Source organism: Anaeromyxobacter oryzisoli, from assembly GCF_022690765.1.
GTDB classification, from domain to species: Bacteria; Myxococcota; Myxococcia; order Myxococcales; family Anaeromyxobacteraceae; genus Anaeromyxobacter; species Anaeromyxobacter oryzisoli.
Window position 1 is genome coordinate 1 of sequence record NZ_JALCZA010000106.1, and the last position, 14486, is coordinate 14486.

The 14486-nt window shown below is 75.8% G+C and carries 13 protein-coding genes and 1 pseudogene; 3 read left to right on the forward strand and 11 right to left on the reverse strand.

Annotated features, from left to right (window positions below; translation table 11 throughout):
• Positions 1-609: MerR family transcriptional regulator (locus tag MNZ27_RS21115; protein WP_242396064.1), on the reverse strand; the 609-nt coding region annotated here is incomplete at its 3' end.
• Between the two features lie 111 nt (positions 610-720).
• On the opposite strand from MNZ27_RS21115, the gene MNZ27_RS21120 reads away from it, so the two are divergent.
• Positions 721-1533 carry a carbon-nitrogen hydrolase family protein gene (locus tag MNZ27_RS21120; protein ID WP_242396065.1) on the forward strand — a complete coding sequence of 271 codons (813 nt, stop codon included), beginning with the start codon at positions 721-723 and terminating at the stop codon, positions 1531-1533.
• Between the two features lie 347 nt (positions 1534-1880).
• On the opposite strand, the gene MNZ27_RS21125 is transcribed toward MNZ27_RS21120, so the two are convergent.
• The 10 genes from MNZ27_RS21125 to uppS all read right to left on the reverse strand — a co-directional run bounded on the left by MNZ27_RS21125 (position 1881) and on the right by uppS (position 12948).
• Positions 1881-2621, reverse strand: coding sequence for an MXAN_2562 family outer membrane beta-barrel protein (locus tag MNZ27_RS21125; RefSeq protein WP_242396066.1), 741 nt, complete (start codon positions 2619-2621; stop codon positions 1881-1883).
• On the reverse strand, positions 2621-3547 hold the full coding sequence (locus MNZ27_RS21130) for a fibronectin type III domain-containing protein (RefSeq protein WP_242396067.1): 927 nt from the start codon (positions 3545-3547) through the stop codon (positions 2621-2623). The genes MNZ27_RS21125 and MNZ27_RS21130 overlap by 1 nt, the downstream gene beginning before the upstream one ends.
• Positions 3548-3731: 184 nt before the next feature.
• A complete protein-coding gene (locus MNZ27_RS21135; RefSeq protein ID WP_242396068.1) occupies positions 3732-4766 on the reverse strand; it encodes an aspartate-semialdehyde dehydrogenase in 1035 nt (344 codons plus the stop codon).
• A gap of 163 nt (positions 4767-4929) precedes the next feature.
• Positions 4930-5829, reverse strand: coding sequence for a TIGR01777 family oxidoreductase (locus MNZ27_RS21140; RefSeq protein ID WP_242396069.1), 900 nt, complete (start codon positions 5827-5829; stop codon positions 4930-4932).
• Positions 5830-5885: 56 nt separating this feature from the next.
• The gene (locus tag MNZ27_RS21145) at positions 5886-7343 is read right to left on the reverse strand and encodes a metalloprotease (RefSeq protein ID WP_242396070.1); all 1458 of its coding nucleotides are present in this window, start codon (positions 7341-7343) and stop codon (positions 5886-5888) included.
• Between the two features lie 35 nt (positions 7344-7378).
• Positions 7379-8149: a tRNA (adenosine(37)-N6)-threonylcarbamoyltransferase complex dimerization subunit type 1 TsaB gene (tsaB, locus tag MNZ27_RS21150; protein WP_242396071.1), complete on the reverse strand. Its 771-nt coding sequence runs from the start codon at positions 8147-8149 to the stop codon at positions 7379-7381.
• Positions 8150-8211: 62 nt separating this feature from the next.
• Positions 8212-9900, reverse strand: a complete 1689-nt coding sequence (locus tag MNZ27_RS21155) for a site-2 protease family protein (protein ID WP_242396072.1) — start codon at positions 9898-9900, stop codon at positions 8212-8214.
• 71 nt (positions 9901-9971) lie between these two features.
• A complete protein-coding gene (locus tag MNZ27_RS21160) occupies positions 9972-11129 on the reverse strand; it encodes a 1-deoxy-D-xylulose-5-phosphate reductoisomerase (RefSeq protein ID WP_242396073.1) in 1158 nt (385 codons plus the stop codon).
• A 209-nt stretch (positions 11130-11338) separates the two neighbouring features.
• Positions 11339-12184, reverse strand: a complete 846-nt coding sequence (locus MNZ27_RS21165) for a phosphatidate cytidylyltransferase (RefSeq protein WP_242396074.1) — start codon at positions 12182-12184, stop codon at positions 11339-11341.
• Between the two features lie 2 nt (positions 12185-12186).
• Complete coding sequence (gene uppS, locus MNZ27_RS21170) at positions 12187-12948, reverse strand: polyprenyl diphosphate synthase (protein WP_242396075.1); 762 nt, start codon at positions 12946-12948, stop codon at positions 12187-12189.
• A 104-nt stretch (positions 12949-13052) separates the two neighbouring features.
• Between uppS and MNZ27_RS21175 the strand changes: the two genes are divergently transcribed.
• Entirely contained in the window at positions 13053-14117 is a 1065-nt protein-coding gene (locus MNZ27_RS21175) for a serine/threonine-protein kinase (protein ID WP_242396076.1), read from the forward strand.
• Between the two features lie 46 nt (positions 14118-14163).
• Positions 14164-14486 (forward strand): annotated as a pseudogene (locus MNZ27_RS21180) (hypothetical protein); the annotation flags it as partial.

The following is a 14486-nucleotide window of genomic DNA, read 5'->3' on the forward strand; positions in this document are numbered from 1 at the left end:
CGGCCTGCGCCGGTGGGCCGAGCGGGCGGCCGTCGCGGTGGGGGCGTGCGGCCCGTCGGCGCGGAGGGCCGCCGCGACGGCGGCCTCGAGCGCGCCCTCGGCCGGCGGCGCCGCCACGGCAGCCGCGCAACCCGCGCCCGCGAGGGACTCCGCCCAGGAGGCGAGCCCGATCGCGACGACCGCCACGCCCGCGAGCTCCCGGTCGGCGCGGATCCCGCGCAGCACCTCGCCCCCGTCCGGACCGGGCGCGTGGAGCACGATCGCGTCCGGGGCGTACCGGGCGGCGGCGGCGCCGGCCGCGAAGCCGGGCGTCGCCTGCTCCACGTCGTACCCCGCGCCCGCGAGCCGGCGGGCGGTCCCCTCGCGCGCGGGGCCGGCCTCGGCGACGACCAGCACCTTGCGCCGCGCGGAGGCGGCGTCGGACAGCTCCGGCGGCAGGGGAATCCCCTGGTGGACCATGAACGCGGCGAGGTCCTCGCGGGCGATGCGCCGGTGCCCACCGGGGGTCCGGTGCGCCTTGATGCGCCGGGCCTTGATCCAGTTCACGACGGTGGGGAGGGACACGCCCAGGAGCCGCGCCGCCTCGAACGTGGTGTAGAAGCTCTGCACGGACGGAGTCTAGCGTGCCCGCCCGCCGGGCGCGCGGGGCGTGAGGCGGCGCCCCGGCAGGAGGACGCCGCGCCGCAGGGGAATCGACCCGAGTCGTGCTAAGGGTGAGACATGCCCCCGTCGGCCTACCTGATGAGCGCGGTGCAGATGACCTCCACCGCAGACCGCGCGCGGAACCTGGACACCGCCGTCCGGCTCGTGAACGAGGCGGCGGATCTCGGGGCCAAGCTGATCGGCCTGCCGGAGAACTTCGCCTTCATGGGCCCCGAGGACGCGCGGCTCGCCGGCGCGGAGACGCTCGAGGGGCCCACGCTCGGCACGCTGCGCGAGGTGGCGCGGCGGCGCGGGGTGTACGTGCTCGCCGGCTCGATCGCGGAGAAGGTGGACGCGCCGGGGAAGACCGCGAACACGAGCGCGCTCATCGCCGACGACGGGTCGATCGTCGCCGCGTACCGGAAGATCCACCTCTTCGACGTGCAGATCCCCGACGGCGCCCGGTACGCGGAGTCCGAGGTGGTGGTGCCGGGGGACCGGGTCGTGATCGCCCCGACCCCGCTCGGCCGCATCGGCCTCTCCGTCTGCTACGACCTGCGCTTCCCGGAGCTGTACCGGAAGCTCGCCGCCCTCGGCGCGGAGGTCATCGCGATCCCGTCGGCGTTCACGCTCTTCACCGGCAAGGACCACTGGGAGGTCCTGGTCCGCGCCCGCGCGGTGGAGAACCTCGCCTACGTGCTGGCGCCCGCCCAGGTCGGCCGCCACTCCTCGTCGCGCCAGACGTTCGGCAACGCGATGATCGTGGACCCGTGGGGCGTCGTGCTCGCGCGCTGCCCCGACGGCGAGGGCGTGTGCGTGGCGCCGTTCAAGCGCGACCGCCTGGAGCGGGTGCGGCAGGAGCTGCCGGCGCTGAAGCACCGCAAGCTATAGCGACGCACGAGCAGCGAGCCGGCGAGCCTGCCCGCCGCAGGCAGCGATCCACCGCCGTGCGAGACGCACGAGCGCGTCGCCGAGGCGGGCACAAGAGGAGCGCGCAACGCAGGCTCCTCTGCCCCGTTCGCCCTGAGCGTAGGCGCGCGCAGCGCGCCGGAGTCGAAGGGCGAGCAGCACAGCGACGAGTCTGCCCGCCGCAGGCAGCGATCCGCCCCCGTGCGAGACGCACGAGCGCGTCGCCGAGGCGGGCACAAGAGGAGCGCGCAGCGCAGGCGTACTGCTTCCGTACGCCGAGCAGCACAGCGACGAGTCTGCCCGCCGCAGGCAGCGATCGTGCGTCGTAGCTAGAAGACGAACATCAGCCCCGCGCCGTAGCTCACATCGCGCTCGGAGAGATCCCAGCTCCTGGACGCGCCGAAGTCGTCCACCTGGGTCTTCGTGACGTCCAAGAACAGGTAGGTGTGGTTGATGCCGGTCTCGGCGTCGAGCTCGCGGGCGAGGCCCGGGTCGAAGAAGTCGAGCAGGAGCGCGACGCCGCCGGTGATGGACCAGCCGTTCGTCGCCCCCTTCTGCTTGGTCGCCCCGTTCCCGTTCTCGACCCACCAGTTGTAGCGCTCGAACGCGAAGCGTCCGTAAGGCGCGAGCGGCACGTTGAAGCGCTCGGCGAACCAGTCGAACCGGTAGGTCACCATCGCGCTCGTCGGGATCATGTGGAAGTAGGTGGTGTCGCCCGAGCGCACCCAGATCGCAGGCTGCCCGTCCGGCGCGGTGTTGACGAACCCCTTCGCGCCGGCGCGCACGTAGCCGGTCCGGAGGCCGACGTCGAGCGCTCCGAACCCGTCGAACACGGTCTTGGAGAGCCCCACCCGGAGCCCCCAGCGGCGGTGGATCCCGAACATCTGCTCCCACGGGCCCGCCCCCGTCGGCCCACCCGGGATGGGCGCGAAGGCCGAGTCCACGTTCGGGGCGAAGCTGCTCGTCCCGAGCTCGAAGGAGCCCCACCGCGGGGAAGACGTCTGCGCGCGCGCGGTGAGCGGGGCGAGCGCCGCGAGCGATACGGCGAGGGCCAGCGGGACGCGCCGCATCACTTCCTCCTCCGGCGCAGCACGAGGAGCGCCGCGACGCCCGCGAGCGCCGCGAGCCCGCCGGAGCCGCTCGCGCAGCCGCCCTGCTCGGTTCCGCCCTGGAGCTTGTACCAGCTCCAGAAGTCCTCCACCTGCACCGGGGTCCCGGTGGCGGTCCCCGCGGCGCTCGGGTTGCCGCCCTTGCTGAAGGCGACGACCGAGACCGTGTACTCCGTGCCGTTGACGAGCCCGCGCAGCCGGGTGGAGGTCCCCGTGATCCGGCCGGAGCTCGCGGCGACGGTGGTCGATCCGACCGGCGTCGCGGTCACGACGTAGTGGTCCACCGTCGCCCCATCCGTGCCCGCGGTCCAATTCACCTGGAGCGCCGAGTCGCCGGCGCTCGCCCTCACGCCCACGGGGGCCGGGGGCGCCGTGACCTGGAAGAGGAACTTGCCGGTCGCCGCCGCGATCCGGGTGCCGCTGTCGTTGAACAGGTGCGAGCAGATCCAGAGCGCCTTGCCCTCGTTCGCCGCGTCGCAGCCGTACTGGACGGCGCTCGCGATCGTCGCCCCGGACACGTCCTTGTCCTGCACCGCGCTCGACACCGTGGCGGAGTCCACCTGGTTCGCGACGACGGGGGTCGGGGTCGCGTTGGGGACGTCCTGCTCGGCGCAGAAGACGGTGGTCGTCCCGGTCGCCGCCGTCGGCTGCTGGTTCGAGGCGTAGATCTTGTACGTCCCCGTGGTCGTCGAGCCGGCCTGGACGTTCCACTCGAGGTGCACGGGCTCGGTCCCCGCGCACTGGGCGGCGTTGACGTAGCTGACGGCGTTTACGGCGTCGAAGTTCGTCGTCTCCAGGACCTGCCCCGCGCCCGCCGAGATCGCCGCGAGGACGACGGCGGGCAGCCCGGCGAGACCGAGGAGGAGGAGCGCGCGTCTACGGGTCATGTCGGCGGGATTGTGCAAGGCCGGCGCCAGCCTGGCAACCGCGGTCTCGCCCTCCGTACGCCCGGTTGCACGCGCGCGCCCGTGCGCCCGGGCGCCCGCCGGCGCCAGAATGGCAAATCCGGGTCGCCGGACCGCGCCGTCCTGCCAAATTGGCATGGGACGCCGCGCCGGGTGTGCCCCTCCTCTACTGCCGCCGCGCCGCCACCTCGGCCGCCAGCCGCACCAGGCCGGTGGCCGCGCCGCGCCGCAGGTCGTCCGCGGCGAGGAACAGGTCGAGCCCGTTCGGCTGGGACGGATCCTCGCGCACGCGCCCCACCAGCACCGCGTCGTCGTTCACGGCCAGCATCGGCATCGGGTAGACCGACAGGGCCGGGTCGTCCACCACCTTCACGCCCGGCGCCGCCCGGAGCGCCTCGCGCGCGGCGGCGGCGGAGAGCGGCCGCGAGGTCGCGACGTTCACCGCGGCGGCGTGGCCGAAGAACAGCGGCACGCGCACGGCGGTCGCGGCGACGCGGAGCCCCGGCGCGGAGAGGACCTTCCGCGCCTCGTCCGCGAGCCTCGCCTCCTCCTCGGTGCGCCCGTCGGCCCCGAACGCGCCGACCTGCGGGACGAGGTTGAAGGCGATCCGGTGCGGGAGCGCCGTCCCGGGCTCCGGCTCGCGCGCGTTCATGAGGTCGGTCGCCTCGCGCTCGAGCTGCGCGACCGCTCGCTGCCCCGCGCCGGAGACCGGCTCGTACGTCGCGACCACGACCCGCTCGAGCCCCGCCGCGCGCTGGAGCGGCGCCAGCGCCAGCGCGAGCGTCGTCGCCGAGGGGCCCGGGCTCGCGACCACGCCGCGGGCGCGGACGCCCTCGATCGCCGCGAGGTTCACCTCGGGCACGACGAGCGGCACGTCCGGCTCCAGCCGGAAGGCCGACGAGCCGTCCACCACCACGCACGCCGCGGCCCGCGCCTTCGGCCCCCACGCGCGCGAGACCTCGGGCGGGACGCAGAAGATCGCCACGTCCACCCCGTCGAGCGCCCCCTCCTCGAGCCCGTCCACCGGCAGCTCCTCGCCGTTCCACTCGAGGCGCGCGCCCTTCGAGCGCGGCGAGGCGAGGAGCTTCAGGCGCGACAGCTCGAGGTCGGCGTCGGCGAGGGCGTCGAGCACGGCGCGGCCCACCAGTCCGGTGGCGCCGACGAGGGCGAGGGAGAACGAGCGAGCGGGGGTGGTCGTCATCGAGAGAGGAGCTCCTGGGAGGCCTCGGGCCTCGGGCTGTCCGGGCGCTCCGTTCGCCCCGGGCGGAGGCGCGCCTGGCGCGCGCCGGAGTCGAAGGGCGAGCGGCGCGTGGAAGGGGCTGCCCCGACGCGAGCGCGGGTCGCCATGGGGCGTCGCGGTGTTTCTACCTCAAGAGATCCCGCAGCGCTCCCTCGATCTCGGGGAACCGGAACCGGTAGCCGAGGGCGAGCGCCTTGCGCGGCAGGACGCGCTGGCTCGCGAGCACCACGTCCGCCACCTCGCCGAGGGCGAGCCGGATCGCCACCTCCGGCGTGGGGAGCAGCGACGGCCGGTGCAGGACGCGGCCGAGCACCCGCGCGAGGTCGCGGTTCCGGACCGGCTCCGGCGCGCAGGCGTCGAGGGGCCCCTCGCAGCGGGGGTCTTCGAGGGCGAGGAGGAGGAGCCCGACCTCGTCGGCGAGGTGGATCCACGGCTGCCAGAAGTCGCCGCGCCCGAGCGGCCCGCCGGCGAAGAGCCGGAACGGCCGCACGAGCTGCGGGAGCGCGCCGCCGCCGCGGGCGAGGACGAGGCCGGTCCGCACCCGGACCACCCGGGCGCGCTCCGCCGCCGGCGCCGCCGCGTCCTCCCAGGCCTGGGTGACCTCGGCGAGGAAGCCCTCGCCGGGCGCCGAGGACTCGTCGAGGAGCTCGTCGCCGCGCGCGCCGTAGAACCCGACCGCGCTCCCGGAGACGAGCACCCGCGGGCCGCCCGCCCGGATCACCGCCGCCAGCCGCTCGGTGGCGCGCACCCGGCTCTCGCGGATGCGCCGCTTCCGCGCCGCGGTCCAGCGTCCGCCGGCGACCGGCTCGCCCGCGAGGTTCACGCACGCGTCGGCCCGGGCGAGCTCCTCCTCCCAGGGCCCTGGCGCGGCGGGATCGCCCCGGACGTGCCGCACGCCCGCCGGCAGCCGGGCGCGCCCCTCCGGCGCGCGGGAGAGGCCGGTGACGCGGTGGCCCCGCTCGACGAGCGCGGCCGCGAGCGCCGTCCCGATGAGCCCCGTCGCCCCGGTGAGGAACACGTGCACGACCTGCCCGCCTCCCCCGCCCGGTGCCCCCCGGGCTCCCCACCCCAGCAGCCGCGCTACCCCAGCAGCCGAGCCGCGGCGTCCGCGCCGGGGACGTGAGCCATGAAGTGTACGAGCGCGAGGAGCCCGCCCGCGAGCCCCGCGTAGGCGACCCCCCAGGCGGCGAGCTCGCGCGCCGGGAGCGGCGCCGCGTGCGACGCCTTCTCGACCCGCTCCAGATCGCGCAGGTAGAACGGCTCGCTCGGCGCGCCGAGGGGCGGCCCCGCCACCGCGCGGAGCCACCGGAAGTGCTCCCGACCGAACCGCGTCCGGTCCGGCAGGAGGCGCAGGGCCCGCGCCCCGGCCCGGGCCTGCACCTCGCCCGCGAGCTCCATCGCGCCGAGGGCGGCGACGAGCCAGACGAGCCCGTACCCGAGGCGGGTGCCGATCACCACCGCCGCCCCGAGCCCCGCCACCGTGAGCGCGACGCCGAGGATCGACGAGAAGGAGTACGCGAGGGCCTGCATCACCCGCCCGCCGTCGAGCGGCGCCACGGGGATGAGGTTGAAGAGGTTGATGAGCGCCCACCAGGCGCAGAGCGCCGCCCAGCCGGGCTGGCGCGTCCAGAGCCAGAGCCCCGCCGGGACGAGCGCGAGGAGCGACCCCCACACCGGCCCGTTCAGCGCGACGTACGCCTGCTGGCGGCGCGAGGTGAACGCGTCCTCGCTCACCGCCACCGCGCCGAGGAACGGGACGAAGTACATCCCCCGCACCCGCATCCCGGTCCGCCGCATCGCGTGCACGTGGCCGTACTCGTGGACGAAGAGCTGGAGGAGCAGCGCCAGCGCGAACTGCCAGGAGAACAGGTACGCGTACGTGGCCGCCGAGGCCGCGGCCCAGCCGACGTTCGCGGTCTTGAGCGCCTTCGCGACGGTGCCGCCGAGCTTGGCGACGACGCCGATGGCGCCGACGCGGGCGGGGCGCCGGGGCGCGTCCGCGGGGGCGCCCGGCTCCGGCGCCGGCTCGAGCGGCGGCGGGACGAGCGCGGGCGGGAGGATGTCCCACGCCGGCACGCGCTGCACGAGCAGGGCGAGGAGGAGCGGCGCGTCCCGGAGGTCCACGACCTCGACCTCGCGGCCGTCGAGGCCGCGGACGGGCGCGCACGCGCCCTGGCCGGCGAGGTCCGCGAAGGCGAAGGAGCGGCCGCGCGCGTCGGCGACGATGGCGTACCGCTGCGGCTCCCGGGTGGCGCACGGGCTCGCCCCGAACCCGAGCCGGAGCTCGCCCCAGCGCGCGTCGATGGGGTCCTCGCGTCCGAGCACGGCGAGGCCGCGCTCGCTCGCCACGACGCGCACGCCGCCGAGCTGGCGGACGGCGAGCGCGACGAGGGCGGCGATCGCGCCGAGGACCCCGCCGACCGCGATCGGGACCGCGAAGAGGACGGCGAGGAGCGCGCCGCCCGACGCGCCGGCGAGGAGCAGGAAGAGCACGTTCCGGAGGGCGGGGCGGAAGACGGCGGGATCGAGGGGCGTCACGGGGAACCTGGAGGTCGGGCGCGGGGTGCGGAGCGCTACGGCTTCGACGCCCCGGGGCCGAGGCCGTGGGGAAACTTGAGCTCGGCCTCGCTCGGGCGGACGTAGTGCGGCTCGAGGGCGAACAGCGCGAGGAGATCGAAGGGGCGCGCGAGGAGCGCCTCGCCCGCGAGCGCGGCGACGGCGGACGCGGGCGGCGTCGCGACGGCGGTCGCGAGCCGCGGGACCTTCCCGGCGAGCGCGGCCTCGAACGCGGCGTACCCCTGCCCGAACGCGAGCGCGCCGGGGCCGCCGGCCGGCAGCGCCGCGAGGCGGGCGGCGAGGGCCTCAGGCGGGAGCGCCGCGTCGGGCAGGGCCGCCGTCACGCCCCGCCCCTCCGCCCGGTAGAACCCGGCGTAGACCTCGCCCTTCTTCGCGTCGAGGAGCGGCACGAGCAGCGCGCCGGCGGGCGCGTCGCGCGCGGCGCCGAGCGCCATCGCGGCGAGGCTCGAGACCCCGACGATGGGGCGCCGGTTCGCGTAGGCGAGCCCCTTCAAGGTGGCGAGGCCGATCCGCAGCCCGGTGAAGGAGCCGGGGCCGAGGCCGACGGCGTAGCCCTCGACGTCGGAGAGCTTCAGGCCCTCGGCGGCGAGCAGGTCCACGAGGGCGGAGGGGAGCCGCGCCCCGTGCCCGCCGAGCGCGCCTCGCTGCGGCTTCGCGGGAGCGTGCTCGGTCCGCTCGCGGCGGACGCGCGCGGCCTCGCCGGGCGCCACGTCCGCGAGGGCGCAGGAGAGCGTGAGGGTGGCGGTGTCGAGAGCGGCGACGAGCACGGCGGTGTTCTAGCAGATCACCGGCCCGGCGCGCCCCCCGCAACGCCCTCCGGCCCCCGGCGCTACTGGCCGGGCGGGCGGAGGTACCGGACGATGTCGTTCTTGAACGCGAACCCCATGAGCAGGACGAGCAGGACGAGGCCGACCATGTTCGCGACCTCGCGCGCCCGCGCCGACAGCGGGCGACGGGTGACGCCCTCCACCGCCGCCTGGGCGATGTGCCCGCCGTCGAGCACGGGGATCGGGAGCAGGTTCATCAGGCCGAGGTTCACGCTGATGAAGGCCATCTTGAAGAGGAACGACCTCCAGCCCTCCTCGACCGCCTCCCCCGCGATCTTGAACAGCATGAGGGCCCCGCCCACGTTCTCCGAGCTGATCTTCCCCGTGACGATCCGCACGATGCCGAGCACGGTGATCCGCACCACGTCGCGGAGGTCCCGCACCGCCACCGTGGCGAGCTCGGCGAGCCCGCGATCGAGCGTCACCTGATCGGCCACGAGCGCCTTCGCGTCGATGGGCGCCTGCCGGTCCGGCGCGAACCCGATCACCGGCTGGTCCACCTGCTTGCCGGTGAGGTCGTCCCTCACGGTCCGCTTGCCCGGGACGACCTCCACGGCGCGGCCGTCGGCGAGCGCGAGCTTCACCGGCACGCCCGGCTTCCACTCGGACAAGGGGAGGTCCCGCGCGAGCGACCGGACCGCCCGGCCGTTCACCGACACGATCGCGTCGCCGCGCCGGAGCCCCGCCCGCTCCGCCGGGCTCCCGGGCTCGACCGACGCGATGAAGGTGGAGACGTTCGGATCGGCGATCCGGACGACCCGCTCGCCGCCGGCGCAGGTCGGCACCGCCCGCAGGTCGAGCGGCGCGTAGCGCGCGAGGGTCGCCCCGGGCAGCGGGAGCGCCGACTCGCGGACGACCGTGAGGTCGATCGGGCCGCAGGCCGCCTTCGCCAGCGCCCGGTCGAGGTCGCCGGCGTTGCGCACCGGGGCGCCGCCGGCCCGCACGACGAGGTCGAACGGCTCGAGGGGCCCCGCCGCGCCCGGCGTCGCCGGCGCGACCACCGCCGCCGGGTAGTACGGCGTCACGCCGATCACGCCGCGCTCGGTGCTCTCGAGCGGGTTCGAGTCGCGCTCGCCGCGGGGGGTGATGGTGAGCGGCGGCGCGAGGCGCGCGCCGTCCCGTTCGACCTCGAACGCCAGCGGCTCGCCGGGGTGCGGGGAGACGAGATCCTGCAGATCGCCGAAGTACCGCACCGGCCGGGCCGGCTCCCCGGGCGTCTCGACCGAGAGGATCCGGTCGCCCGGGCGGAGGCCGGCGCGATCGGCGGGCGAGCCGGGCATGACCGTGCCGACCACCGGGCCGGCCGTGGGCGTGCCGTTCTGCGCCAGCCCGAGCACGAGGTAGATCGCCGCGGGGAAGATCAGGTTCGCGGCCGGGCCCGCGAGCGAGATGAGGAGCCGCCGCCAGGGCGCCTGCTCGAGGAAGCCGCGGCCGCGATCCTCGGCCGCCGGCTCCTCGGACGGATCGTCGCCGGCCATCTTCACGTAGCCGCCGAGGGGCAGGAGCGCGATCCGGTACTCCGTCTCGCCGCGGGTGAACCCGAAGAGCCGGGGGCCGAAGCCGATGGAGAACCGGACGACCTTCACCCCCATCGCCTTGGCGACGAGGAAGTGCCCCAGCTCGTGGACGAAGATGAGCCCGCCGACGAGGACGACGAACGAGCCGAGCTGGAGGAGGGCCGCCGGAATCATTCATTTTCCTCTAGCAGACCGGGCGCCGTAGCGCTCGCCCCGCGTCCGCCGGGCGCCCTCCCCCGCGGGCCTCACCGGGCCCGCCGCGCCACCCGCCGCTCCGCCTCCTCCCGCCCCCAGTCGCTCGCGGCGAGCGCCTGCTCCACCGAGCGGACCGGCTCGGGGACGTGGGCCTCGAGCACCTCGCCGCACAGGTCGGCGATGTCCACGAAGCGGCAACGCCCCGCGAGGAACGCCGCGACCGCCGCCTCGTCGGCGCCGGAGAGCACCGCGGGGGACGTGCCGCCTCGCTCGAGCGCCCGGTAGGCGAGGGTGAAGGCGGGGAAGCGGGTCGGATCGGGCGCCTCGAAGGTGAGCCGGCCGCGCCCGGCGAGGTCGAGGGGGGGGAGCTGGAGCGGGAGCCGCTCCGGGTGGCCCATCGCGTAGCTGATGGGGCCGCGCATGTCGGAGATCCCGAGCTGGGCCACCATCGAGCCGTCGATGTACTCCACCATCGAGTGCACGATCGACTCCGGGTGAACGATGATGTCGATGCGCGAGGGCTCGACCCCGAAGAGCCAGCGGGCCTCGATCACCTCGAGCCCCTTGTTCATCAGCGTCGCGGAGTCGATGGTGATCTTCGCGCCCATCGACCAGTTCGGGTGCTTGAGCGCGCGCTCCGGCGTCACGCCCGCGAGCTCGGCCGCCGGCACGGCGCGGAGCGGCCCCCCCGAGGCGGTGAGGACGAGGCGGCGCACCTCGGCCCGGTTGTGGCCGGCGAGGGACTGGTAGATGGCGCTGTGCTCCGAGTCCACCGGCAGGATCGGGAGCCCCTTCGCCGCGGCGCGCGCCATGAGCAGCTCGCCGGCGAGGACCATCGACTCCTTGTTGGCGAGCCCCACCGCCTTGCCTGCCTCGATGGCCGCCGCCGTGGAGCGCAGCCCGGCGCCGCCCGCGATCGCCGCGACCACGAGCTCGACGTCCGGGTGGGCCGCCACCGCCACCGCCCCCTCCTCGCCGGAGAGCACCTCGACGCCCGCGGGCGCCTCCGCGCGCACTGCCCGGGCGGCCGCCTCGTCGGCGACCGACACCACCCGCGGGTGGAACCGGCGGATCTGCTCGAGCACCCCCGCGGCGTTCCGGCCGGCGGCCAGGCCGACGACCTCGAACCGATCCGGGAAGCGGCTGACGACGTCGAGCGACTGGGTCCCGATGGAGCCCGTCGAACCGAGGATCGCGACCTTTTTCACGCGCCCATGTCTAGCACGGGCGGCCTCGCCGCGCTGCCCCGCCGGCGGGGCCCCGGGCGAAGGGCCGGGCGGCTCGAGGGCAGCTCAATCCAGGAGGGGCGGGCCGTCGCCCGCCCCTCGCGCCCGAAGTGAATTCGGGCGCTTCGCCCCACCCGCCGCCCCGCTCACGCGGGTCGGCCTGAGAGCTCGTCGAATTCCTCGACGAGCTCTCAGCGCACCGCGCCGAGCGAGGCCGCGAACAGGTAGATCCAGGGCGCCACGAAGAGCAGCGCGTCGATCCGGTCGAGGAGGCCGCCGTGGCCGGGGATGATCTTCCCCGAGTCCTTCACGCCCGCCGCGCGCTTCACCATCGACTCGCAGAGATCGCCGAGGGGACCGAGCACCGCGCCGCCGGCGCCGATCCCGACGGCGACGCCGACGGGGAGCGCCGCCGCGAGGTCCGGCAGCAGCCAGCGGGTGACGAGCGCGCCGAGCACGGAGCCGACCGCGCCGCCGGCGAACCCCTCCCACGTCTTCTTGGGGGAGATCCGCACGGCCATCTTGTGCTTCCCGACGGCGTGCCCGGTGAAGTAGGCGAAGGTGTCGTTCCCCCAGGTGACCACGAAGGCGAGGATCACCCACTCGACCCCGAAGCGGCGGAGCCCGACGACGCTCGCGAGGAGGACGCCGCAGTAGAGCCACGAGAGGGCGACGACCGCGACCGCCCGCGGGATCGTCTCGAGCGGCCCCCGGCGGAACAGGAACACCGAGAGGATCGCCACGGTGGCGCAGGCCAGGGCGAGCCCGGACCAGGCCGGGAGGAGCGCGCCGTCCTCGGCGAACGCGGCCGCGAACGGGATGAAGCCGGTCACCGCGATCCCGAGCGCCTCGCCCAGCCCGAGGGACGTGAACATCAGGACGAGCTCGCTCGCCGCGACCACCCCCGCGATCGCGGCGAGGGTGGCGAACGCGCGCCCGCCGAGGATCGTGATCCAGATGGCGAGCGGGAAGAGGACCGCGGCCGAGGTGACGCGGAGCGCGAGGTTCCGCCGGTTCTTCGGATCGAGCGCTCCCATCCCTACTTTCCCGGCCCGCCGTCGGCGAGCTGGGCGCCGGTGAGGCCGAAGCGGCGCTGCCGCCCCTGGAAGTCGGCGACCGCCGCGAACAGCTCCGCGTCCCGGAAGTCCGGCCAGAGCACGTCGGAGAAGTGCAGCTCGGCGTACGCGCACTGCCACAAGAGGAAGTTCGAGATCCGCCGCTCGCCGCTGGTGCGCACGAGGAGGTCGAGCGGGGGGAGCCCGTGCGTCCACAGCGCCGCCTCGAGATCCTCCGCCTCGAGCGCCGCGCCCTTCGCCGCCGCCGCCGCCCGCGCGGCGTGGACGATCTCCTGTCGGCCGCCGTACGAGAGCGCGAGCGTGAGGACCAGATCGCGGTTCGCGGCGGTCTCCGCCCGCGCCTGCGCGAGCCGCTCGGCGACGTTCCGGGGCAGCCGCTCGAGCTCCCCGATGGCGTTCAGGCGGACGCCGTTCTCCATCATCTCGCCGCGCTCGGACTCGAGGTAGTCGGCGAGGAGCTGCATGAGCGCCTTCACCTCGGCGTACGGCCGGGCCCAGTTCTCCGCGCTGAACGCGTACAGCGTGAGCGCCTCGATCCCGACCCGCCGCGCGGCGCGGGTGACCGCCCGGACCGCCTCCGACCCCTCGCGGTGTCCGGCGATGCGCGGCAGGCCGCGCTGCTCGGCCCAGCGGCCGTTGCCGTCCATGATGATCGCGACGTGGCGGGGCAGCGGGCGCGTCTTCACGCGCGCCTCGAGCGCTGCGAGCGGTTCGATGCTCGTCATCCGCGCGGGCTTATAACACGGCGGGGCGCGGGGGCGGGCCCGGACGGGTGGGCCGTCCCCGGTGCCCGTTTGACCCCTCCCTCCCCGGCCCCTATCCTCGAATCGTGCCTCCGCACCGCGTCGGCCCGTTCGAGATCCTGTCCGTGATCGGGCGGGGCGGCGTCGGCACCGTCTACCGCGCGCGCCGCGCCGGCAGCCGGGCGCACGTCGCGGTGAAGGTGCTCGGCCCCGCACCGGCGGTGGACGCGACGGCGGCCCGCCGGCTCGCGCGCGAGTACGAGGTGCTGCGGACGCTCGACCACCCGAACGTCATCCGGGTGTACGAGGCGGGGGTGGCCGAGGGGTACTCCTACCTCGCCATGGAGCTCGTCGAGGGGCTGGACCTCCGGACCTACCTCTCGCCCGCCGTGGACGAGGGCGCCCGCTCCCTCGCGTGCACGGTGGAGACGGCGCCGGACAACGGGCTCTCCGGCTCCACCGGCGAGCCCGGGCCCGACGCGATCCGGGCCCTCGCCGCGATGATGGACGAGCCCGAGACGGAGGAGGCCTGCTTCTCCGGCCCGTGCCCCGAGGGGCTCGGGCCCGGCCCGGCCTGCCCGCCGCCGCCGCCCCTCGCGCCGGACGCCCTCGACGCGCTCAACCGGCCGGCGCGGATCGCCAGGCTCCGCGCCGCCCTCGCGGAGGTCGCGGACGCGCTCCGGTACGTGCACGGCCGCGGGCTCGTCCACCGCGATCTCAAGCCGTCGAACATCATGGTGGACGACGCGCGGCACGCGCGGCTCATGGACTTCGGGCTGGTGAAGTGGGTGGCCGAGGCGGACGAGCCGCTCACCCAGGCGGGCCGGATCGTGGGGACCTACCGGTACATGTCCCCGGAGCAGGCGCAGGGCCAGGGCGTGGACGGGCGGAGCGACCTCTACAGCCTCGGCGTCATCCTCTATGAGCTGCTCGCCGGGCTGCCGCCGTTCGCCGCGCACGATCCGATGGAGCTCTGGCGCGAGATCCTCCACGTCCGCCCGCGGCCGGTCGAGGAGCTGAACCGCGGCGCCGACCCGGCCCTCGGCGCCCTCGCGATGCGGCTCCTCGAGAAGGATCCGGCGCGCCGCTGCCAGTCGGCGGACGAGGTGCTCGCGATCCTCGCCTCGTCCGCGCCGACGCTGCGCCGCTGACCCCCGCCGATCCGGGTGACGGACGGGCGCGGTAACGTCTCGCCCGATGTCCGACCTCCCCGCATCGACGCTCGGGTACCACGCGGTCGTGACGGAGTACTTCCTCGCGCGGCGCGGCACCGGGCTGCTCGTGTCGCCGCTCGACGAGGAGCTCGTCGCGCAGTGGGAGCGGCAGGGCATCCCGGTCGCGGTGGTCTGCCAGGGGGTGCGCGACGGGCTGGCGGGGCTCGCCGAGCGCGGCGCGCGGCCGCCGCGTTCGCTCCGCGCCCTGCGCCTGGCCGTCGAGGACGCCTGGCGCGCGTACCGCTCCGGGCGGGTCGGCGAGGCGCCGCCGCCGCCGGCCGAGGACGCCGCCGCGGAGGCGCGCCT

Coding starts and splice junctions, on each gene's coding strand:
- MNZ27_RS21130 (WP_242396067.1), bottom strand. CDS start 3,547: ATGACCCGTAGACGCGCGCTCCTCCTCCTCGGTCTCGCCGGGCTGCCC.
- MNZ27_RS21165 (WP_242396074.1), bottom strand. CDS start 12,184: ATGGGAGCGCTCGATCCGAAGAACCGGCGGAACCTCGCGCTCCGCGTC.
- MNZ27_RS21135 (WP_242396068.1), bottom strand. CDS start 4,766: ATGACGACCACCCCCGCTCGCTCGTTCTCCCTCGCCCTCGTCGGCGCC.
- MNZ27_RS21125 (WP_242396066.1), bottom strand. CDS start 2,621: ATGCGGCGCGTCCCGCTGGCCCTCGCCGTATCGCTCGCGGCGCTCGCC.
- uppS (WP_242396075.1), bottom strand. CDS start 12,948: ATGACGAGCATCGAACCGCTCGCAGCGCTCGAGGCGCGCGTGAAGACG.
- MNZ27_RS21120 (WP_242396065.1), top strand. CDS start 721: ATGCCCCCGTCGGCCTACCTGATGAGCGCGGTGCAGATGACCTCCACC.
- MNZ27_RS21155 (WP_242396072.1), bottom strand. CDS start 9,900: ATGATTCCGGCGGCCCTCCTCCAGCTCGGCTCGTTCGTCGTCCTCGTC.